10 protein-coding genes are annotated in these 23291 nt (G+C 38.6%); 4 read left to right on the forward strand and 6 right to left on the reverse strand.

The window, feature by feature from the left end; all coding sequences use genetic code 11:
* Positions 1–42: 42 nt before the first annotated feature.
* The gene (locus tag ACWATA_RS28525) at positions 43–13854 is read right to left on the reverse strand and encodes a tandem-95 repeat protein (protein ID WP_473050492.1); all 13812 of its coding nucleotides are present in this window, start codon (positions 13852–13854) and stop codon (positions 43–45) included.
* Between the two features lie 176 nt (positions 13855–14030).
* A complete protein-coding gene (locus ACWATA_RS28530; RefSeq protein WP_154992588.1) occupies positions 14031–14924 on the reverse strand; it encodes a transcriptional regulator in 894 nt (297 codons plus the stop codon).
* Positions 14925–15919: 995 nt separating this feature from the next.
* Here ACWATA_RS28530 and ACWATA_RS28535 point away from each other — a divergent pair.
* The 4 genes from ACWATA_RS28535 to ACWATA_RS28550 all read left to right on the forward strand — a co-directional run bounded on the left by ACWATA_RS28535 (position 15920) and on the right by ACWATA_RS28550 (position 21313).
* Entirely contained in the window at positions 15920–17308 is a 1389-nt protein-coding gene (locus tag ACWATA_RS28535; RefSeq protein WP_154992586.1) for a replication initiation protein, read from the forward strand.
* Between the two features lie 168 nt (positions 17309–17476).
* Positions 17477–18418: a tyrosine-type recombinase/integrase gene (locus ACWATA_RS28540; protein WP_261764091.1), complete on the forward strand. Its 942-nt coding sequence runs from the start codon at positions 17477–17479 to the stop codon at positions 18416–18418.
* Between the two features lie 1035 nt (positions 18419–19453).
* A complete protein-coding gene (locus ACWATA_RS28545) occupies positions 19454–20029 on the forward strand; it encodes a DUF3967 domain-containing protein (RefSeq protein WP_014462093.1) in 576 nt (191 codons plus the stop codon).
* 612 nt (positions 20030–20641) lie between these two features.
* On the forward strand, positions 20642–21313 hold the full coding sequence (locus ACWATA_RS28550) for a sulfotransferase family 2 domain-containing protein (protein WP_014462092.1): 672 nt from the start codon (positions 20642–20644) through the stop codon (positions 21311–21313).
* 140 nt (positions 21314–21453) lie between these two features.
* Here ACWATA_RS28550 and ACWATA_RS28555 read toward each other — a convergent pair whose 3' ends face one another.
* From ACWATA_RS28555 to ACWATA_RS28570, 4 genes are all read right to left on the reverse strand, one after another.
* Positions 21454–21780, reverse strand: coding sequence for a hypothetical protein (locus tag ACWATA_RS28555; RefSeq protein WP_154992584.1), 327 nt, complete (start codon positions 21778–21780; stop codon positions 21454–21456).
* A gap of 69 nt (positions 21781–21849) precedes the next feature.
* The gene (locus tag ACWATA_RS28560; RefSeq protein WP_121944358.1) at positions 21850–22272 is read right to left on the reverse strand and encodes a hypothetical protein; all 423 of its coding nucleotides are present in this window, start codon (positions 22270–22272) and stop codon (positions 21850–21852) included.
* Positions 22272–22529: a hypothetical protein gene (locus ACWATA_RS28565; RefSeq protein WP_095380446.1), complete on the reverse strand. Its 258-nt coding sequence runs from the start codon at positions 22527–22529 to the stop codon at positions 22272–22274. Before ACWATA_RS28565 ends, ACWATA_RS28560 begins: the two co-directional genes overlap by 1 nt.
* Positions 22530–22806: 277 nt before the next feature.
* Positions 22807–23190, reverse strand: coding sequence for a LuxR C-terminal-related transcriptional regulator (locus ACWATA_RS28570; RefSeq protein ID WP_098626678.1), 384 nt, complete (start codon positions 23188–23190; stop codon positions 22807–22809).
* Positions 23191–23291 lie beyond the last annotated feature (101 nt).

A 23291-nucleotide genomic window follows, 5' to 3' on the forward strand; every position in this document is an offset into this window, starting at 1 on the left:
CTATCCAACAAATAACTTATTGGATAGCTTTTTAACTGTTAATTATTTTCTTATAACAAATTCAATAGTAACTTGAACGGATGTCCCCTCTATACTGATGATCTGCACAACAGCTGAATCCTCTCCTGTAAAGTTTAAGTTAGGGATGTAAATAAACTCGCCGGTCTCCGTATTAAGTTTAAATCTACCATTCTTCGTCCCCTTTAAGATTTGATATTTAAGCGGTAGGTTTTTGTCTGTACAAGCATCAATTTCACCACATATTTTCTTGTTAATAATTCCTTTTATGCATTGATTAGATGCCTTTATAGGACACTTACCTTTTAATTTATTTTTACGCGGATCTCGCAACGATTTCTTTTTAGTATTAGATTTACCCGGAACTGGTGGCGGTGCTGGCGACACTCTTCTTTCCACAATAAAAGTAATTGCTGCTTCACTTGAAGCTCCATCTGAATTAGTGACTCTTATGATTACTGTATCTGTTCCTACAAAATTAACGTTAGGGATATAGATAAACTGGCCTGTATTTTGATTAATTCTAAACTGTCCGTTTTGAGCACCTGTTATAGCTTGATAAATTAGTGGTAAAGAATTTGGATCAATAGCAATGAGCTGACCAGTAGTAAGAGTATTAACAAATAACTTTATTACTTGCCCTACCACATTAGGAGGCTGAGGGTCTCTGCCTACTACAACTGTTACCACTACCAGTAGTTCTGTTCCTAGATCATCTCGTACTAATACAGTAAAGGTATCCGTTCCTACAAAATTAGGCGCAGGCTGATAGACAAACCTTCCATTGGAATCAACGGTTACGCTACCACTTAAAGGAGCTGTTGCTAGTGTGTAATTTAATGGACGTGCCAGCAAATTTGTTACCTGAATATTACCAACCACTTGAACCCCCTGCAAAGTAGCAAAGGTATTATTTCCTGGAGTAATTATATTATTACTTGCGGTAGAATTGACAGTAACAATTGAGAACGCTTGTTGTCCGTCACTGTTTCTTACAGATACCACGAATTGATCCTGACCAACAAAGCCTGAATTTGGTGTATAACTAAACGTTCCATCTGCTCGTAGTACAAGTACTCCATTCGTTGGTGGGGTAGCCACAGCAAAGGTAAGAGGCCTTCCTAATGCATCCGTTGCGATAATTTGACCTTCAATAATTTGACCAGTTGGTGTGGTTAAAAGTTGATTTTCAACTGTAATCGGATCATCAACTCCCTGAATCAAAACAGTAACACTAGTTGTTGCTGACTGACCAAGATTATTCTGAACAGTTACTGTGAAAGAATCTATACCGGTAAATCCTGGATTCGACGTATAGATAAATGAACCGTCTGGATTAAAATTCAATGTTCCGTTTGCAGGTAAACTCTGAATTTGATAGGTTAATGGATTACCTAATGCATCAACTGCCGTAACTTGACCTGTAACAGGTTGGTTAGTTACTCCTTGAACCGTAAGAGGAGTTACAACAATGCTATCTTGATTTTCTTGAACAACTATCCGTACAATACCAATTGCAGAGTCTCCTCTGTCATTTTGAATCAACACAGGAAAACTATCTTCTCCAAAAAATGCTGGATTTGGTGTATAGCTAAACGTTCCATCTGCATTTACCACAGCTGTTCCATTGGATGGAGATGCATTTAAAGAAAACCTAATTGGTCTCCCAAAAGGATCAGTAGCCGATATCGTCCCTGAGACAGTTACACCTTGCTGAGTCTGTACTGTGATGTCTTGTGGTGTAATAGTACTTTGAACCGGATCAATTATAATTAAAACTGAAGCAATTGCTTGATCTCCTTGATCATTTTGAACCAGAACGTCAAATTGATCAGTTCCATTCACACCAGGAGTTGGTGTATAAACAAACGTTCCATCTGGATTTAAGATAACCGTTCCATAAGCAGGGAGGTTGTTAAGGGTATAGGTTAGTGGCCTATTTAGCTGATCTCGAACTGAAAGTGCACCATTTACACTCTGCCCTTCTACTGTTCGAACAGTAGTATTACTGACTACAATTTGATTTACCAATTGTGTAACAGTTATTTGAACCGTAGTAGCTGCATTTAAACCTTTCTCATTTTGAACAGATACTGTAAAAGAATCTGTTCCTATGAATCCTGGATTTGGAGTATACGTGAAAGTACCGTCTGGATTTAGTATTAAATTTCCATTCGCTGGTCCGCCAAGTAAGGCATAAGTTAATGCTTCTCCTTGTGGATCAATAGCTGCAATACTTCCTGTTACGGGCTGCTGTTCGATTGTTGATAGTGCTTGATTAGCTACAATTGGCGCCTGTTCTATCGGTCCCTGAGTAATAACAGAAATAGTTGCAACAGCTGTATTACCAAGAACATCACTTACAAGTACTTGAAATTGATCTGTTCCAAAGAATCCAGGATTTGGCGTATAACTAAATATCCCATCTGGGTTAACTATGACAGATCCACTATTTGGATTCGACGTAAGCGTATAAAACAATTGGTTTCCACTCAAATTTGTAGCACTTACTTGCCCAGAAACTGGGGTGTTGAATAAAGTCGTTATTTCACTATTGACCACTGAAATTATGTCTCCTACTACTACTGTCACAACAGCATTAGCAATACTTTGATTTCCAGCTGAATCTATAACAACGATATCAAAGATATCTTCTCCTGTGAATCCAAGATTTGGAGTATATACTAAAGTTCCATCTTGGTTTAATACAACAGTTCCATTTGATGGCGGAATGGCTACAGCATAACTTAATGGAGAGCCTGCTGGATTCACAGTAGCGATAGACCCACTTACAGGTTGATTTGCTAAAGTAGTTAACGTTAGCCCTTCAGCGCTAACCGGTAAATCTTGAGATTGGACTTCTACAGTAATAGTTCCAAACCCTTGGTTTCCAAGAGGATCTCTGGCGAAAACAGAGAATGAATCTGTTCCTACAAAACTTGGATTCGGCGTATACGTAAATGTTCCATCTGAATTAATAATGGCCGTACCATTAAGTGGTGCTAAATTTAGACCATATACTAGTGGATCTCCTTCAGGATCAAAGGCAGGAACTTGCCCTGTTACAAACTGACCCTGGACAGTTGAGAGTGATAAATCTACAACAATCGGTGGTTGGTTCACCCGAATTACACTGATAGTTACAAGAGATTGTGCACTAGCTCCGCGACTATCCCTCACCTCCACTGTGAAAGAATCCAAACCAATAAAATTAGGGTTTGGGGTATACAAAAAGGTACCATCTGGATTTACCACAGCTGTTCCATTAAAAGGAGTACCAGATAAACTAAAAGTGAGTAGATTATCGTCTGGATCTGTGGCAAAAACTTGCCCGTTAATTGCTACATTTTCTATAGTCTGAAGGATAACATCACTTGTAACTGGCGAACTGTTCACGTCAATAACTGTAACATTTACAATAGACACTGCTGTGAGACCTGTTGAATCTTCTACAATAACCGTAAATAAATCTGGACCTACATAATTAGAATTAGGTGAATATATAAAACTGCCATCTCCATTTACTATGACGCTTCCATTCACTGGAGAAGTTCCTAAACGATACGTGAGCAGATCTCCATTCGGATCGCTTCCTACTACCTGGCCAGTTACAGATTGATTTTCAGGAGTGGTAACCGAATAATTAGGTACAGTGGGTGGCTGTTCAACTGGTATAACAATAACAAATACATTCGTAATAATAAACTGTCCAGCTGGATCGGCTATACGTACAGTAAATGTATCATTTCCAGCAAAATTCTCATTTGGTACATAAGTGAATAACCCTTCTTGATTGATTACGGCTGTTCCATTAGTCGGTAGATCTTGTAAGGTGTACGTCAGCACCTCTCCATCTGGATCAGTTGCTACGATTTGGCCTGTAACAGGGCTTTCTTCAAAAGTAGTAACCGTAATAACATCTGGACCTACTGGTGGATCATTCACTGGAAGAATCGTAATCGTGATGGTGGAAATGGCTGTTCCTCCTTGGCCGTCGCTTACTACGACACTAAAGCTATCTACCCCGTTGTAATTTTCGTTTGGCGTATACGTGTAGGTCCCGTCTGAATTTACTACCACCGTTCCATTTGCTGGACCTGTCAGTAACCCATATGTTAGGGGATTTCCGTCCACATCTGTTGCCACCACTTGGCTATTTAAACTCGTGTCTTCGTTGATCACAAACTCATAGTTCGGCACCACTGGTACATCATTCACTGGCGTGACCGTCACAAATACATTTGTCACTACAAATGCGCCCGACGGGTCGCTTATTAACACCGTAAATGTATCCCGACCATTATAATTTCCATTTGGTGTATACGTGAACGTACCATCTGGATTTACCACTGCCACTCCGTTTGTTGGCGGATCTTGTAAGCTGTACGTCAGCACCTCTCCATCTGGATCAAACGCTGTAATTTGACTCGATACTGGCGTATCTTCATTGGTAACCAACGTCACCACCACTGGACCTACTGGTGGATCGTTTACTGGCAGAATCGTAATCGTGATGGTGGAAATGGCCGTTCCTCCTTGGCCGTCGCTTACTACGACACTAAAGCTATCTACCCCGTTGTAATTTTCATTTGGCGTATACGTGTAGGTTCCGTCTGGATTTACTACCACCGTTCCATTCACCGGACCTGTCAGTAACCCGTACGTTAGGGGATTTCCGTCCACATCTGTTGCCACCACTTGGCTATTTAAACTCGTGTCTTCGTTGATCACAAACTCATAGTTCGGCACCACTGGTACATCGTTCACTGGCGTGACCGTCACAAATACATTTGTCACTATAAATGCGCCCGACGGGTCGCTTATTAACACCGTAAATGTATCCGGACCATTATAATTTTCATTTGGCGTATACGTGAACGTACCATCTGGATTTACCACTGCCACTCCGTTTGTTGGCGGATCTTGTAAGCTGTACGTCAGCACCTCTCCATCTGGATCAAACGCTGTAATTTGACTCGATACTGCCGTATCTTCATTGGTAACCAACGTCACCACCACTGGACCTACTGGTGGATCATTTACTGGCAGAATCGTAATCGTGATGGTGGAAATGGCTGTTCCTCCTTGGCCATCGCTTACTACGACGCTAAAGCTATCTACCCCGTTGTAATTTTCATTTGGCGTATACGTGTAGGTTCCGTCTGGATTTACTACCACCGTTCCATTCACCGGACCTGTCAGTAACCCGTACGTTAGGGGATTTCCGTCTACATCCGTTGCCACCACTTGGCTATTTAAACTCGTGTCTTCATTGATCACAAACTCATAATTCGGCACCACTGGTACATCGTTCACTGGCGTAACCGTTACTAATACATTTGTCACTATAAATGCGCCCGACGGGTCGCTTATTAACACCGTAAATGTATCCGGACCATTATAGTTTCCATTTGGTGTATACGTGAACGTACCATCTGGATTTACCACTGCCACTCCGTTTGTTGGCGGATCTTGTAAGCTGTACGTCAGCACCTCTCCATCTGGATCAAACGCTGTAATTTGACTCGATACTGCCGTATCTTCATTGGTAACCAACGTCACCACCACTGGACCTACTGGTGGATCATTTACTGGCAGAATCGTAATCGTGATGGTGGAAATGGCCGTTCCTCCTTGGCCGTCGCTTACTACGACGCTAAAGCTATCTACCCCGTTGTAATTTTCATTTGGCGTATACGTGTAGGTTCCGTCTGGATTTACTACCACCGTTCCATTCACCGGACCTGTCAGTAACCCGTACGCTAGGGGATTTCCGTCCACATCTGTTGCCACCACTTGGCTATTTAAACTCGTGTCTTCGTTGATCACAAACTCATAGTTCGGCACCACTGGTACATCGTTCACTGGCGTGACCGTCACAAATACATTTGTCACTATAAATGCGCCCGACGGGTCGCTTATTAACACCGTAAATGTATCCGGACCATTATAATTTTCATTTGGCGTATACGTGAACGTACCATCTGGATTTACCACTGCCACTCCGTTTGTTGGCGGATCTTGTAAGCTGTACGTCAGCACCTCTCCATCTGGATCAAACGCTGTAATTTGACTCGATACTGCCGTATCTTCATTGGTAACCAACGTCACCACCACTGGACCTACTGGTGGATCGTTTACTGGCAGAATCGTAATCGTGATGGTGGAAATGGCCGTTCCTCCTTGGCCGTCGCTTACTACGACACTAAAGCTATCTACCCCGTTGTAATTTTCATTTGGCGTATACGTGTAGGTTCCGTCTGGATTTACTACCACCGTTCCATTCACCGGACCTGTCAGTAACCCGTACGTTAGGGGATTTCCGTCCACATCTGTTGCCACCACTTGGCTATTTAAACTCGTGTCTTCGTTGATCACAAACTCATAGTTCGGCACCACTGGTACATCGTTCACTGGCGTGACCGTCACAAATACATTTGTCACTATAAATGCGCCCGACGGGTCGCTTATTAACACCGTAAATGTATCCGGACCATTATAATTTTCATTTGGCGTATACGTGAACGTACCATCTGGATTTACCACTGCCACTCCGTTTGTTGGCGGATCTTGTAAGCTGTACGTCAGCACCTCTCCATCTGGATCAAACGCTGTAATTTGACTCGATACTGCCGTATCTTCATTGGTAACCAACGTCACCACCACTGGACCTACTGGTGGATCATTTACTGGCAGAATCGTAATCGTGATGGTGGAAATGGCTGTTCCTCCTTGGCCATCGCTTACTACGACACTAAAGCTATCTACCCCGTTGTAATTTTCATTTGGCGTATACGTGTAGGTTCCGTCTGGATTTACTACCACCGTTCCATTCACCGGACCTGTCAGTAACCCGTACGTTAGGGGATTTCCGTCTACATCCGTTGCCACCACTTGGCTATTTAAACTCGTGTCTTCATTGATCACAAACTCATAATTCGGCACCACTGGTGCATCGTTCACTGGCGTAACCGTTACTAATACATTTGTCACTATAAATGCGCCCGACGGGTCGCTTATTAACACCGTAAATGTATCCGGACCATTATAATTTCCATTTGGTGTATACGTGAACGTACCATCTGGATTTACCACTGCCACTCCGTTTGTTGGCGGATCTTGTAAGCTGTACGTCAGCACCTCTCCATCTGGATCAAACGCTGTAATTTGACTCGACACTGGCGTATCTTCGGTTGTAACCAACGTCACCACCACCGGACCTACTGGTGGATCATTTACTGGCAGAACCGTAATCATGATGGTGGAGATGGCTGTTCCTCCTTGGCCGTCGCTTACTAGTACGGTAAATTGGTCAGTTCCATTAAAGTTTGCATTCGGTGTATAGGTATACATCCCATCTAACCCTACGTTTACTATTCCGTTCACTGGAGCATTTTGTAACGAATAATCCAGCTGATTACCATCAATATCAGTTGCAATTACCATAGAAGTTACAGGTGTGTCTTCGTTAGTCGTCAACTGATAATTTGGAACAATTGGAGAATCATTTATTGGAATAACTGTAACGATAACTGATGCAGTAGCATTTCCTCCTAAGTTATCAGTTATATATACTACAAAAGCATCTGAACCGTTAAAGTTTGCATTCGGTGTATACGTAAATATTCCTGTATTAGAATCAATTGTTACTACTCCATTAATGGGTGGGTTTTCAATAGTGTAAACAAGTGGATTTCCATTTACATTAGTAGCAATTACTTGATTTGTTACTGGTGTGTCTTCATCAGTAGAGATTTGCAAATCCTGTGAAGTTGTAGTTCCGTTTGTTTCAAGGACCGTTACAAAAATAGTCGATAGTGCAGTGGCTCCTTCTGGGTCTGTTATTAATATGGTGAATTGATCATTACCTATGAAATTGTTATTAGGTGTATAAATGAATGTACCATCTTGATTTATGACGGCTGCACCATTATCTGGATTTTGTTGAAGAGTATAGGTTAGAGTAACGTTGTCAGGGTCTGAAGCAGGTATGCTGCTTGTAACAGGAAGATTAATGGTCGTTGTAACAGCTCTATCTCCTCCTACTGGCGGATCGTTTACAGGCACGATTGTTAAGGTCACAGTAGAAAGGGAAGTTCCTCCTTTACCATCTGATACCAGCACACCAAAAGTATCCATTCCGTTGTAATTTAAATTTGGTGTATAGGTAAATACTCCATTTGCCCCTAATACAACACTTCCATTTGACGGAGGCGGATTCAGCAAAGTAAATGTCAACGGATCCCCATCTGGATCAAAAGCTGGAATTTGATTTGTAAGAGGTGTATCTTCATTAATTGTAAATGCTAAATCAGCGGTGATTGGAGGGTCATTCACTGGAATTACGTTTATTGTAACGGTCGAAACCGCCGTTCCCCCCTGACCATCTGACACCAATACCGTAAATTGATCTGTCCCATTAAAATCTAGGTTTGGCTGGTAGCTAAATGTTCCATCTCCATTCACCACAGCTACTCCGTTTACTGGCGCAACCTGTAGCTGATAACTAAGAGGATTTCCATCCACATCTGTCCCTACCACTACTCCTACCACAGGACTATCTTCCTGCGTGCTGAACGTGTAGTTTGGCACCGTTGGTGCATCATTCACTGGCGTGACTGTTACCGTCACCGTTGAAACTGCCGTGCCGCCTTGACCATCGGACACCAACACTGTAAACTGATCCGTCCCATTAAAGTTCAGGTTCGGCTGATAACTAAACGTTCCATCCGTATTCACCACGGCCACTCCGTTGCCTGGTGCCGTTTGTAGGCTAAACGTTAACGGATTTCCATCGGGATCTACCGCCACTACTTGATTGATTAACGTGCTATCTTCCGCAATCGTAAAGCTAACATTGGACGTAATTGGGGGATCATTGACAGGGATAACGTTGATGGTCACCGTTGAAACCGCCGTTCCTCCCTGACCATCTGACACCAATACCGTAAATTGATCTGTCCCATTAAAGTTCAGGTTCGGCTGGTAGCTAAACGTTCCATCTGCGTTCACTGCAGCTATTCCATTTGTTGGACCATTTTGCTGCTGGTAACTAAGAGGATTTCCATCCACATCCGTTCCTACCACTGCTCCTACCACAGGGCTGTCTTCTTGCGTACTAAACGTGTAATTTGGCACCGTCGGTGCATCATTCACTGGCGTGACTATTACCGTCACCGTTGAAACTGCCGTTCCTCCTTGGCCATCTGACACCAACACTGTAAACTGATCCGTCCCATTAAAGTTCAGGTTCGGCTGATAACTAAACGTTCCATCCGTATTCACCACGGCCACTCCGTTGCCCGGTGCCGTTTGTAAGCTAAACGTTAACGGATTTCCATCGGGATCTACCGCCACTACTTGATTGATTAACGTGCTATCTTCCGCAATCGTAAAGCTCACATTGGACGTAATTGGGAGATCATTGACAGGGATAACATTAATGGTCACCGTTGAAACTGCCGTTCCTCCCTGACCATCTGACACCAATACCGTAAATTGATCTGTCCCATTAAAGTTCAGGTTCGGCTGGTAGCTAAACGTTCCATCTGCGTTCACTGCAGCTATTCCATTTGTTGGACCATTTTGCTGCTGGTAACTAAGAGGATTTCCATCCACATCCGTTCCTACCACTGCTCCTACCACAGGGCTGTCTTCTTGCGTACTAAACGTGTAATTTGGCACCGTCGGTGCATCATTCACTGGCGTGACTATTACCATCACCGTTGAAACTGCCGTTCCTCCTTGGCCATCGGACACCAACACTGTAAACTGATCCGTCCCATTAAAGTTCAGGTTCGGCTGATAACTAAACGTTCCATCCGTATTCACCACGGCCACTCCGTTGCCCGGTGCCGTTTGTAAGCTAAACGTTAACGGATTTCCATCGGGATCTACCGCCACTACTTGATTGATTAACGTGCTATCTTCCGCAATCGTAAAGCTCACATTGGACGTAATTGGGGGATCATTGACAGGGATAACATTAATGGTCACCGTTGAAACTGCCGTTCCTCCCTGACCGTCTGACACCAATACCGTAAACTGATCCGTCCCATTAAAATTCAAGTTTGGTTGATAACTAAACGTTCCATCTGCATTCACTGCAGCTATTCCATTTGTTGGACCATTTTGCTGCTGATAACTAAGAGGATTTCCATCCACGTCCGTTCCTACCACTGCTCCTACCACAGGACTGTCTTCTTGCGTACTGAACGTGTAATTTGGCACCGTCGGTGCATCATTCACTGGCGTGACTATTACCGTCACCGTTGAAACTGCCGTTCCTCCTTGGCCATCTGACACCAACACTGTAAACTGATCCGTCCCATTAAAGTTCAGGTTCGGCTGGTAGCTAAACGTTCCATCTGCATTCACCACGGCCACTCCGTTGCCCGGTGCCGTTTGTAAGCTAAACGTTAACGGATTTCCATCGGGATCTACCGCCACTACTTGATTGATTAACGTGCTATCTTCCGCAATCGTAAAGTTCACATTGGACGTAATTGGGGGATCATTGACAGGGATAACATTAATGGTCACCGTTGAAACTGCCGTTCCTCCCTGACCGTCTGACACCAATACCGTAAACTGATCCGTCCCATTAAAATTCAAGTTTGGTTGATAACTAAACGTTCCATCTGCATTCACTGCAGCTATTCCATTTGTTGGACCATTTTGCTGCTGATAACTAAGAGGATTTCCATCCACGTCCGTTCCTACCACTGCTCCTACCACAGGACTGTCTTCTTGCGTACTAAACGTGTAATTTGGCACCGTCGGTGCATCATTCACTGGCGTGACTATTACCGTCACCGTTGAAACTGCCGTTCCTCCTTGGCCATCTGACACCAACACTGTAAACTGATCCGTCCCATTAAAGTTCAGGTTCGGCTGGTAGCTAAACGTTCCATCTGCATTCACCACGGCCACTCCGTTGCCCGGTGCCGTTTGTAGGCTAAACGTTAACGGGTTTCCATCAGGATCTACCGCCACTACTCGGTTGATTAACGTGCTATCTTCCGCAATCGTAAAGCTCACATTAGACGTAATTGGGGGATCATTGACAGGGATAACGTTGATGGTCACCGTCGAAACCGCCGTTCCTCCCTGGCCATCTGACACCAATACCGTAAATTGATCACTTCCATTAAAATTCAAGTTTGGTTGATAACTAAACGTTCCATTTGCATTTACTACTGCTACTCCATTTGTTGGACCATTTTGCTGCTGATAACTAAGAGGATTTCCATCCACGTCCGTTCCTACCACTGCTCCTACCACAGGACTGTCTTCTTGCGTACTAAACGTGTAATTTGGCACCGTCGGTGCATCATTCACTGGCGTGACTATTACCGTCACCGTTGAAACTGCCGTTCCTCCTTGGCCATCTGACACCAACACTGTAAACTGATCCGTCCCATTAAAGTTCAGGTTCGGCTGGTAGCTAAACGTTCCATCTGCATTCACCACGGCCACTCCGTTGCCCGGTGCCGTTTGTAGGCTAAACGTTAACGGGTTTCCATCAGGATCTACCGCCACTACTCGGTTGATTAACGTGCTATCTTCCGCAATCGTAAAGCTCACATTGGACGTAATTGGGGGATCATTGACAGGGATAACGTTGATGGTCACCGTCGAAACCGCCGTTCCTCCTTGGCCATCTGACACCAATACCGTAAATTGATCACTTCCATTAAAATTCAAGTTTGGTTGATAACTAAACGTTCCATTTGCATTTACTACTGCTACTCCATTTGTTGGCCTATTTTGCAGCTGATAGCTAAGAGAATTCCCATCTACATCGGTCCCTACGACTGCTCCTACCACAGGGCTATCTTCTTGTGTAGTAAACGTGTAGTTTGGCACCGTCGGTGCATCGTTCACCGGCGTTACTGTCACTGTTACTGTCGAAACGGCCGTGCCTCCCTGACCATCTGAGACCAACACGGTAAACTGATCGCTTCCGTTGAAATTTAAATTGGGGGTATACGTGTAACCTCCACTATTAGTTACGGTAACTGTTCCGTTTGTTGGTGGAGATTGTAATTGGAAGGTAAGTAAGTCACCATCTACATCTGTAGCTTGTATCTGACCAACTAAAGGGGTATCTTCATTAGTGATAACTGCATAGTTTTGAGTAACAGGATTATCGTTTACAGGCGTATTGATTATGGTAACTACAGAGGTAGCTGTTCCTCCTTGCCCATCGTCTACAATAACTGTAAATTGATCCGTTCCGTTAAAGTTTAAATTTGGGGTATAGACAAATTGGCCATTAGGATTAACAGTTACTATTCCATTAGTCGGCCTCGTACCAACACGATAAGTTAGAGGATTCCCATCAATATCACTGCCAATGACTGTTCCAATAGCTACAGTATCTTCAGGGTTTGTAATAGTATAATTTGGAACTGTGGGAGGAGTGTTAATAGCTGTTACACTATTGACAGGAGAAGCACCTGATCCTGTTAATACGTTTCCTGGTGTACTTTCAAATTGGTAATTAATAAAAACTTGATTGCCAAGAGAAGAGATTGATGTTAGAGGGCCAGCTACTCTAACCTGATATGTCAAAACCCGAGTTTGATTAATATTTAATGTACCAAGCGACAAACCATTTCGGATATCTGCATTTGTCTGAGTAACTCCATCCACTTGCAAACTATTAGGAATAAAGGTTGTTGCTGAAGACAATGGATCTGTAGCTATTAGAACATTGGCCGAAGCTGTGCCGGTATTACTTACTTGGACTGTATAAGTAATAATATCTCCTGTTCGAGCAGATGTAGCATTAGCAGACTTCGATACATTTAAAACAGGCGCATTAATATCTACTTGAAGAGCTAAAGCACTAATAACGTAAGTATCTCCATTTGTCGTCCCACGTACGACGGCACTGGTTTGGTTATTTGATAACCGAGCTGAGACGTCAATATTGGTAATATCCCACCCCTGCCTAGCACCCGATAAGCTTCCTCCGGGTGTGCTATTTAAACTGCCAAATTGTCCACTTGTATCTAATACACCACTATCATTATTAATTTGAGAAGCAAAAAAGTTATTTATAGGATTATTCGGTCCCGAAACTGGTTGCAAAGCTGCAACCGTAGGGCCGAATTGGAGCTGATCACCTACTATAGCTGAATCCCCTTCAATAGCACTTACTAATAATCTACCATTTACTGTTCCTGTAATAGGCGTACCAAATCCAGTTACAGCTGCAGTAGAGCTTCCTGTAGATGAACTGGTCAATTCTGCTCCAACAAAAATAGACAAGTTTCGAGATTTCTGTAACGGATCAGCATATACTACGGCCAATGTCCACCCAGCTGCATTTGCATTGTTTTCTGTTGTACTTTGTGTTCCAGGAACACCCTGTACTGAATACGTACCTGCTTGAGAAATCAAATTTGTCACGTTTGCACTGCGCACATAATAAAAGCTTGAAGTTGTTAAGGTAAAACGTGTTGCTGTATCTGGCTGCACACTAACTGTTCTGATAGGAGTAATAAAAGTCACAGCGTTATTTAAAGCTGCGCTAACATCTTCTCCACCATAAAGATAGCTTCCACCCCATATTAATTCTGCATAAAGAATTTGAGTAGTGCTAGATGGGAGTCTTAAAACTGCACTAGAAGAGTTTTGCAGATAATTTGCCGTAGTTCCTGTAGGAAACGATCCATCTATGGAGCTTGGATTTACACTGAAAAAAGTTCCTATTGAGCCTGCTGTTCCAGGAGCATTAGCATTGGCTTGCTTATTTAAGCCAAAAGTGTTTCCTGTAAATGTAACAGCCCCATTAGCGTTGGTTAAAAACCGATTAACATATGGCATTTACTCACCTCTGATAACAAAATAAATCGTAACAGTATATGTAAAGTACCAATAGAAATGTGTATATAGACCCGTCTTATTTTGGGTACAAAAGATAATATTTTTCAGATTGTTAAATCGTAACAACGCTCGTTCTGACTTAAAATATGTATAAATAATATTATCTGTTTTCTAATTTAGGAGTCTAAAAAGTTATAAAAAAGCCTACTCCCACCGTTTCGCTGAACTTCTTTTCTACGCTCAATCACAAATATTCCTCTAATCGTTCCAAAAAAATAAGCTGCAAAGTTAGTTTTTATACGATTGCTTTTATAAGCAAAAACAGTCTCTTTAAACGCTTGAACAGGAAGGAAACTTAAATCTTCCAGGGGCTTTTCTAAACAACTCGCTTTGTAAGCTAATCGGACTTTTCTCCATAAATCATAAATATCATCTGCACATGAAAAAAAAGGTGTTACAGCATTTTTAAAAGATTTTGGTATGTAAGATGGTACATAATCAGACGAGAGTTTAAAATTAACATCATTACGTATATATTTATTTAAATCTTTTAAAGATAAATTATAGGTAGACTGTTTTTTTGTGTCTTTACTCTTACTCTCCCAAGCGTTCTCAGTATTTTCTGTTTTAACATCTGCTTCAACATTAGACTCTAAGTCAAGCTGTAAATACTTAACCCAGTGATTAAAAAAAGGGTGGTTCACAAATAAGTGCACTGGATTTCCCTTTCCATTGTTACGAGGGCAACGACGATATACAGTAATAATTTGTCCTTGTTTTCGTAGTTCTTTTAAATGACGATCGATTGTTCCTTTTGACTTTTCGTAGGTTTTACCTAAATATGTACTACCAGGAAAGCAAAATCCTTTTTCTGCAGCAAACCAACAAAACCGGTCTAAAGCTTTTCTAGTTCCTTCGTGGAGACGGTAAAATTTCTCTCCGTAAAGGTTGATAATTTCTTTAAGTAATTTTCGTTTCATTGATTGATGTTGAGAACGGTTTTCTATGAAACTCTGATAATTTTTCATATAATCAAATTCTTCTGTCGTAAGCATACGCGTAGTAGACATTAGTCTATCCTCTCCTTTTTAGGAACAAAAAAGACATCGCATCCCAGAAAATAGGAAAACGATGTCGGATTTTTTGATAGACTACGCCCTTGAAATAAATTTAATTATCCGATAAAATAAAGGCGTAATTAAATTTATGTATTAGGACTTCGACAGGTGTTTTCCCTAGCTGTTTTAGGGTGAACGGTGTAAGGGTGTTGGCGCACCACTTGCACACGTTGGAGTCTTTTTATATTCCGCACTGTTTTGGTGACTCTATTATACCGTCTATTAATCTTATAATTCAATAAGAATTCGTGAACTCCTCATAAAACCTCTGTAGATCTCTTTACTTATGATTAAAAATGTCTTCGCTTGGATATACTGCTAATGTTCTAAAAACCTCACTCCAAATGGATTCCTTTACTTAATTATTAATCTTTAAAGTTATAAAGTAAAAAAACAACTACTCTCTTATGTTGTTTTACTGTTTTATATATTGTTTTATATATTGTTTTATATATTTGTTTTATTGTTTTAGAGGGCCTATAGACACTGATATTACAAGGTTTATAAGCCTAAACTATCACTAATTTTGCGCGAACTATCACTAATTTTGCGCGAACTATCACTAATTTTGCGTGAAACTATCACTAATTTTGCGCGAAACTATCACTAATTTTGCGCGAACTATCACTAATTTTGCGTTGGAAATGCAATTATGGCTTAACTATCACCAATTTTGCGTGGACAATATAAAAATGCTTTAAGTATCACTAATTTTGCGTTGGAAATGCAGACACGCTTCAAGTATCACCAATTTTGCGCATTGAAGTGCAGACTGAGCGTAATAAATTAAGAATATATAAGGTTTTCAGAGTTTAAAACCTTCATGAAGTATCACTAATTTTGCGTGATATTTAAATTATAAGGACAAGTTGCTCTTCAACATGCAATTTACACAGTATCACTTTTATGATATTTTAGTGATAGTTTAGAAAAATATGGGGGATTTTATGAAGAAAACGACTGTCGTTCAACCATATGATCTGGAAAGTATAAATATAAAAAATTGGGTAACTAAATCAAACATCCTCATTGAGAGTACATATAAATTGTCTTTACAAGAGCAAAGAATTCTTTTAATCATGGCATCTAAAGTGCAGCCTAATGATGAAACGTTGAAGACCTATAGGTTTCGAGCTAAAGATTTTATCGAAATTGTAGGCAATAAGAAAGGTACTGGTTTTTATTCGTACCTAAAAGAAATTGTAAATGGACTTCAAACCAAAATTCTTACGATAAAAGAAAAAGGCAGACAAAGAAATTACAACTGGGTAATCACGTCTATCTATGAAGAAAACGAAGGGTACATAACATTACAGTTTCATCCTAGCTTAAAGTATCTGTTTTTAGAGCTTAAGGAAAAATTTACATCGTATCAATTAGAGAATGTAGTGAGACTCAATTCGGTCTATTCCATTCGTATATATGAGTTGCTTAAGCAATATGAGCGTCTGCGAAAAAGGGAACTCACTCTTGAAGAATTACGTCATTTTTTAGCTATCGAACCTACTAAGTATAAACAGTATGGCCATTTTAAAAGCAAAGTATTAGCAGTAGCTCAAAAAGAAATCAATAATAAAACGGATATCCACTTTGAATTCGTGGAAATAAAAACTGGTAGAAAAGTAACGTCCATAGAATTTATTATTACCAGTTCGCCTGCATTGAATGGTTCTAGCTCTACTCAAGAGAAAAAACTAGAATTAAATCAATCCTTCTCGAAATTAGAAGACAACACAAACAGCCTTGAGAATGATTTAGCAGGCTTAGGGGTTAAGGCAGAAAAAATAGAGTGGCTTTTATCAGAATTTACACAAGAACACCTAGAAAGAAATATAAGATACACGCAAGATCGTTTGATTACAGGAGATGTGACTCACCCTCATTCCTACGTAGTAAAAGCAATTCAAAAAGATTATGCCCAGGTCTCACAGGAATCAAAACGCATTAATTCTAAAAAGGCTGCAAAAAAAGAATTAGTTCCAGATTTTATAGCCCAAGATAGAGATAAACAACAAATTCTTAAGGATGCAACTTTAAAAGAGAAGCAAGAATCATTTTTAAAAGAAAATGGAACTCAAATAGAATTTGAAGAAAAGCTCTTGCAGTTTCAAGAATTAAAAAGAATGCTGATTCTAAGTTCAGATCAACCTACCCAAGAAGAAATAAAAAAAGCCCAAGAAGCAAGCTTACAAGAAGTCATTCGAAATATGGAAGAAGATTATAATAAACGTGAAAAATTAGGCTTAGAACCAAGACTTGTTAAGGATTTTAAAAATAAAGAGTTAAAAAAAATGTATAAAGACTTTTTACAAAGTAAAGTTTTAAATAGAACCTAGTTATAGAAAAAAGACGTGTAAAACCTTGCCTTGCAGCGATGGCTTTTACACGTCTTTTTTTGTGTTTAGGTAAATTTAATATACATAAAGTGAATAGAATCATTTTAGTGAGCTTGTTTAATGTTTTTGTTATAATAATAGTATATTAAATTTACCTAAAGGTCAGGTGTGTCTTATTTGAATAACTTTATTTTGCTCGGAGCTTTCCTGTCTCATTTAGTCGAATCTAAAAAGAAGGCGTCTACAATCTCAATGTATAAGCATGATCTAAAACAGTTTTTTGAATGGTTAAATCAATCTCACCCTAATATCCCTTCAGAAACTTTGCCAGGAGACAAAAAATATTACGACGAATACTTTACCTATTTAAAAGAAAAAAACTTGTCAGAAGCTAATCTGAGGCGTGTAGCATCGCATTTAAATGGAATGTTAAAATATTATAACCTCACGGATAATATTGGACTTTTACAAGCAACAACAAAAAAACAACGAGAATTAACTGATACCGATTTTATAACTGAATCGGATGCTTCAATTCTTTTAGATTCAGTTATAAGTCACGAACATTTAAGTGATATTCAATTGCAGATACATAAATATATAGGTCCGCGTAACCATTCCATGTTCATCTTAATGCTTCGTTACGGTCTTACCATTAACGAAGTTGTATCTTTAAATATACAAGACATTAACTTTGCACAGAATACATTAACGGTAAACACAGGCAAATCAAAACGCACCTTAGAGCTTTCTAAACACGATAAGAAAACCATATATGATTACCTATTAACAATCCCTCTGTTATTTAGACCTAAGGATTATACAAACGATCCGTTATTTATTTCTTTTCATCCTCAAAAAATGGTTTATTGGTATGATTACAATTTAAATAAACCTAAAAGGATTAGTATAATCGGTACAAAACGTATGATTGAAAGAGAAGTCAAACGTTCAGGCATACAAGCAATTGTAAGATCTACTCACTTTCGAAACAGTTGTATACTTAACAAAATTCATGATGGATATTCAAACGAACACATTATTTATTACTTTGGATTGTCCAGCCGCCATGCTTTATATCGATTTAAGCGATATCTAAAGACAAAATAAAATATTAAGTTCAACTTATTTTTCACCAAAACATCTTTTATGTAAGTGATTTTTATTTTACAAGTTAAACTTAATTTTATTTTCACCTTAGTTAATTTTAGAAAAAATCATTAAGTTTAACTTTAATTGAACTTAATGATCCACTTTTTAAAATTTAACTGTTTTAAAAAGTCGATTGCGATGGAAACAACCTTCTCAAGCATTACAAATTTAGAATTTGGCGGCCAGGTCTTGGTTGTATAACAACAAATTTCTTGTAAAATCATCTAGAATTTAATTAGATTTATTATTCTCGGCTAAAATCTAGAAGAAGTTCACTCTAGATTCGTTAAAAACCCTTTATTTTCAATGGTTCATTGTATTTCTAGCTTTTGCTATAAAATTTAAATAACTTAGAAAAAATTAAGATTAATTTTAACTCGAAAAATAATTCTATAAGAATTGTATAAACAAAAAAGAAGTTCCATTAAACCAACGTAATAAATCCAGAAGATATAGGTATATAGGATTTATATTATCTTACACAAAATACTTGAATTAAAGTTAGAGAAAGTACATTCTAGATTCGTCTGAAGCTATTTTATATCAAGCTTTCTAGGTACTCTAGTTTCTTTGGACTTTAGGAGAGGAAAAGATGTGAATCAGTTGTTAACAAAGATATTTCTTAACAGTTAAAACTCCTTTTTTGCAGACATTGGCTAAAACAAAGTTTTAATCGAGTAGAGTTAATGTTGATCCTTAAGTTGCTTTTTTTTGAACTTTATATATAATCTATCTACATTTAAAATAAACAGTTTTACTCTTGAAAAGTTTATGATTTCATCTAGAATTGAAAAGGAAGAATAAAAGGCCTAGCGAAAGAAAAAGAAAAATGCACATAAAAAACAGGAATATAAAGTAATTAATAGAATTTTACTAGAAATATAAATCTTGAATAATATCTCGCAAAACCGCATTCTAGAATTGCCATTAACACTGATATATCAACTTCAAAGTATATCTAGATTTTTATACAGAAAGGAGAATCCTAGAAAAATGCATGAAAAAAATAAAGATGAAGTAGTCTATACTTTGAAAGACACAGTAAAGCTAACTGGATTAAGTGTAGATCTTATTCGCTTATATGAAAAAGAATTCAATCTCCAAATTCAACGAACAGAAGGCGGGCATAGGCGCTATAACAAACAAAACATCGATTTATTAACTGAAATAAAAAAAAGAATTCAAGAGCAAAACTGGAGCTATAAGATGATAAACCAGTGGCTTCAAGGAGAAATTGTACCGGAGACAGTGGAAGTTCAATCAAACCTTGAAAAAAAAGTACAATCCCTTGAAGAAAAAGTTCAAGAGTTGCTTAATCGCTCTGAAAAAGATGAGCAATTTCAATTAGCGCTTATCCAACGACTAGATGAACAAGGAAGCCTTATAAAGAAACTTACAGAAAAACTAGACCACCAAGACAAATACATTGAAAACAATCTAGAGAAACGCGATGAGAAATTGACTAGTGCCATACGTGAAATTAGTGATACAAAAAAACTTATCGCGGCCGCCCAAGAAAATCTTGATTCAAAACCAAAAGGATTCTGGAGTAAGATTTTTGGGGGTTAATACGTTACTTAAACGATAAAAGCAGCAGGGTTTTTTGTGCATTACAGAAAATCCTGCTGCTTTTATCGTTTATTTTCGATGAATAAATAGTAAATTTTAAGATTTTATGTTTAGTTGCCAGAAGAAATTTATTATTGTTAAACAATTCTATAAGTTCTTGAAGGGGAATTTACAGGTGTGGCAGCTTTTACTAATACAGTTTGTCCATTTGATGGCATCCTATTTTTAAACACATAAACTCTGGTTTATCCGCCTGGAGTACCACGTCCTCTAGAAGCTTTTCTTAGCACGATACTTCTTTCGTTATTTGAATCAAGTACCCAATGAAAATACCATAGCTGTCGTAGAAACTGCCTATTGGTATCTTGATGGCGTTCATCAAATATACAATGATTGATTTGCTCTGTCCAACATAAATATCGACCACTAGAAATTCTCCATTGTTTATGTGATCGGTATCTAATTCCTACGCAAGATCCACGATTTATTATTCCTAAAAAGAAATGTGTGTCTTTGTAACATTTTTATTGTAAAAGATACGTAAAATTTATCAATAATCCATTTATGGAACTGATATTCTTATAGGCAATTAGAGGAGAGGTGCAATTTCAAATGGATGAAAAAGTTGTTATCTTTATGCACATTCCTAAAACAGGGGGAACCACACTTAATAATATTTTTAAAAAGTTCTACTCTGAAAATGAAATATACGATCATGTTCCTTTAGAAGAGATGAATAAACAGTTTAGCCAATTAAAAGAAGAAGATAAAAAAAACATAAAAGCTATATCCGGCCATCATTTCTATGGAATACATGAATTTTTTTCTCACCCCTATGTTTATTTTAGTATGATGCGTCATCCGGTTGAGCGTGTCATATCATTATATTATTTTTTGAAATCGTATCCAGGGTATTATGAAGAGAACATGAAACATATGTCTTTTGAAGACTACATTGATTGGGACCCTCAAGCTACAAATGGCCAAACTAAACAAATTTGCGGGGTGAAATCTCAACTAAGCGTAGAGAAAGCGAAAGAAAACTTGCTGGAATTTGGATCAATAGGAATAACAGAAATGTTTAACGAATCGCTTCTGTTACTAAAGAAAAAATTCAAATGGGGAAATATTAAATATAAGAAGGTGAATGTGACAAAATCTCGCCCTTTGCTCAACGAAGTCCCCATTGATATCATTAAGAAAATAGAAAAGCACAATGAGTTGGATATAGAGCTGTTTCAGTATATAAAATCTAATTTCATCAAACAAATAAATGATTTATAGAAATAAAAATGAAAGCTCTCAATAGAGAGAGCTTTCATTTAATATATAAGAAAAGGTTACCCTATTAAAAAAAATGCGGTATCAAATCCCATATATAGTTAGTTCAATTTTTTATGATAAAGGGATTATGTCTCATTTAATTAATATAGCCATATAAGCTTCATACGCTTTGTATAAGGTTCATATAGGTCTTTTAAATAGTTACGTGTTATTTGAATAATTTGAGGGCTCTTGTCATCCTTTTTAAGCCTTAGCATTAAATCATAAGCCTTTGTCCTTTCTTTACGTACTAAACGCAGCAAAACTAACAAATCATACGTATGAAAGCATGCAAGTTCATTAAAAGGCTTCTCAATATCCTCTAAGACCACAAATTCTTTTAACTTCGGTCTTTCTATAATTAAATTAGCACCACAAAATGAGCAGCTATCTTCTAATACTTCTGTCCCACAATAACTACATATCAAGCTATATTCACCTCGCTTACTAAAAGGAAAAGTAGGCTTAAGCCTACCTAGCTAGCCTTAAAGGCTATTTTAGCTTTTAGGGTTTTCCTTATCTAGCCGTTTTTGTCTTTGATTCACAATACGTTCACTTACAACTTTTTTGGCAAGTTTAGTTTCTTCTAACTCTTGAAGATCCGTTGTCATAATTCCCTGATAGCCATGGTGAAAATACAATCCATTCATGAATTCGATAAGAATTTGTGTGTTTTTATCGGCACTATTTGTTCCTAATCGAATTTTTTTAAGTTCATTTTTTAATACACCATGAAGATTTTCACTAACGGTTTCCGTAATGTAGTCTAACGACCATTCTTTCTTTTTTTCTTCTCGATACTTTTTACAGATATCCATAATCGCTTCTCCTGGGAAACGAAGTTTATGTTCAGCCATATAATCTTGGATATATTGATCGGTTTCTTTATCAAGTGTAATCATACGTCGTTGTGTTTCCATTACTCCTCTACATCTCCCATCAGTTCATAGATAATATCATTCATCTTTTCAATTGATATCGCACATTGTTTCATCATTTCGATGTTCTGTTCAATGATAGCTTCTAATCTTTTTTCTCTTTCTACTTGCTCATCAAAAAAAGCTAATACTTCAAATTGTTCTTTCAAGAATTGCTGACGAGACATCCCATTTTCTTTCGCTAATGCATCAACTTTTTGCATAGCAACCGGATCAATATTTCGTAAAAAGATATCCATGAAATCATTCCTTTTCTATCGAATTGCAAAATTTCCAGTACGAGTAGAGAAGAGCATAAGGGGTTTTTGATATCATTTGGCTATGATATGCTGGGCAAAGCCCAGCAAAACAACGTTTTCACCCTCAAAAAAGTGACCCCACGAAAACTTCCATTCTGTCGACCTGCTGTTGACCCGAAGAGCAAAAAAAGCGCGTAATGTCGACCTGGTGTCGATATCAAAACTTACACCTTTCTGGAAATGTTGACCTACTGTCCACTCACCGTCCCCTCAACTTTTATGAAGTTTTAACTAGTTTTTGAAAGATTTCTTGATGATAATTCGTGAAGTTTTGAGAAGAAGTTTGGGTAGTTTTTTTATAAAAATCGATTGCTTCTTTCATCGAAGAAACGTTTAATTTTTGCAGAATGCTGCGTCTCTGATTCTTAATTGTGCTCTCTTCTTTGAATAAAATGTTTTGCATTTCTGTAATTGAATGGCCATCAAGTGCAAGAGTAAAAATGTCTTGTTCAGACGACCTAAGTTGTTTTAAAAAAAGTTTTTCTTTAAGTATTTGGCATTCTTCTTCAACACGTTTAAGGCGATCTACTTCGTGTACTAAGTCGGAAGCTACACTCAATATATTCTCAATACCTATTAACAACTTTTCAGTTTGATCCATAATAAGACCCTGCTATTTCTAGAGGGCAACCCATGTTACAATGTAAGTGTCTATACATGTGATTCTACATGGGGGTGCTTCCTTTACAGAGGAAGTGCCCT

It is taken from the genome of Priestia sp. USM5 (assembly GCF_058323215.1).

Coding starts and splice junctions, on each gene's coding strand:
- ACWATA_RS28525 (WP_473050492.1), bottom strand. CDS start 13,854: ATGCCATATGTTAATCGGTTTTTAACCAACGCTAATGGGGCTGTTACA.
- ACWATA_RS28530 (WP_154992588.1), bottom strand. CDS start 14,924: ATGTCTACTACGCGTATGCTTACGACAGAAGAATTTGATTATATGAAA.
- ACWATA_RS28535 (WP_154992586.1), top strand. CDS start 15,920: ATGAAGAAAACGACTGTCGTTCAACCATATGATCTGGAAAGTATAAAT.
- ACWATA_RS28545 (WP_014462093.1), top strand. CDS start 19,454: ATGCATGAAAAAAATAAAGATGAAGTAGTCTATACTTTGAAAGACACA.
- ACWATA_RS28550 (WP_014462092.1), top strand. CDS start 20,642: ATGGATGAAAAAGTTGTTATCTTTATGCACATTCCTAAAACAGGGGGA.
- ACWATA_RS28560 (WP_121944358.1), bottom strand. CDS start 22,272: ATGGAAACACAACGACGTATGATTACACTTGATAAAGAAACCGATCAA.
- ACWATA_RS28565 (WP_095380446.1), bottom strand. CDS start 22,529: ATGGATATCTTTTTACGAAATATTGATCCGGTTGCTATGCAAAAAGTT.
- ACWATA_RS28570 (WP_098626678.1), bottom strand. CDS start 23,190: ATGGATCAAACTGAAAAGTTGTTAATAGGTATTGAGAATATATTGAGT.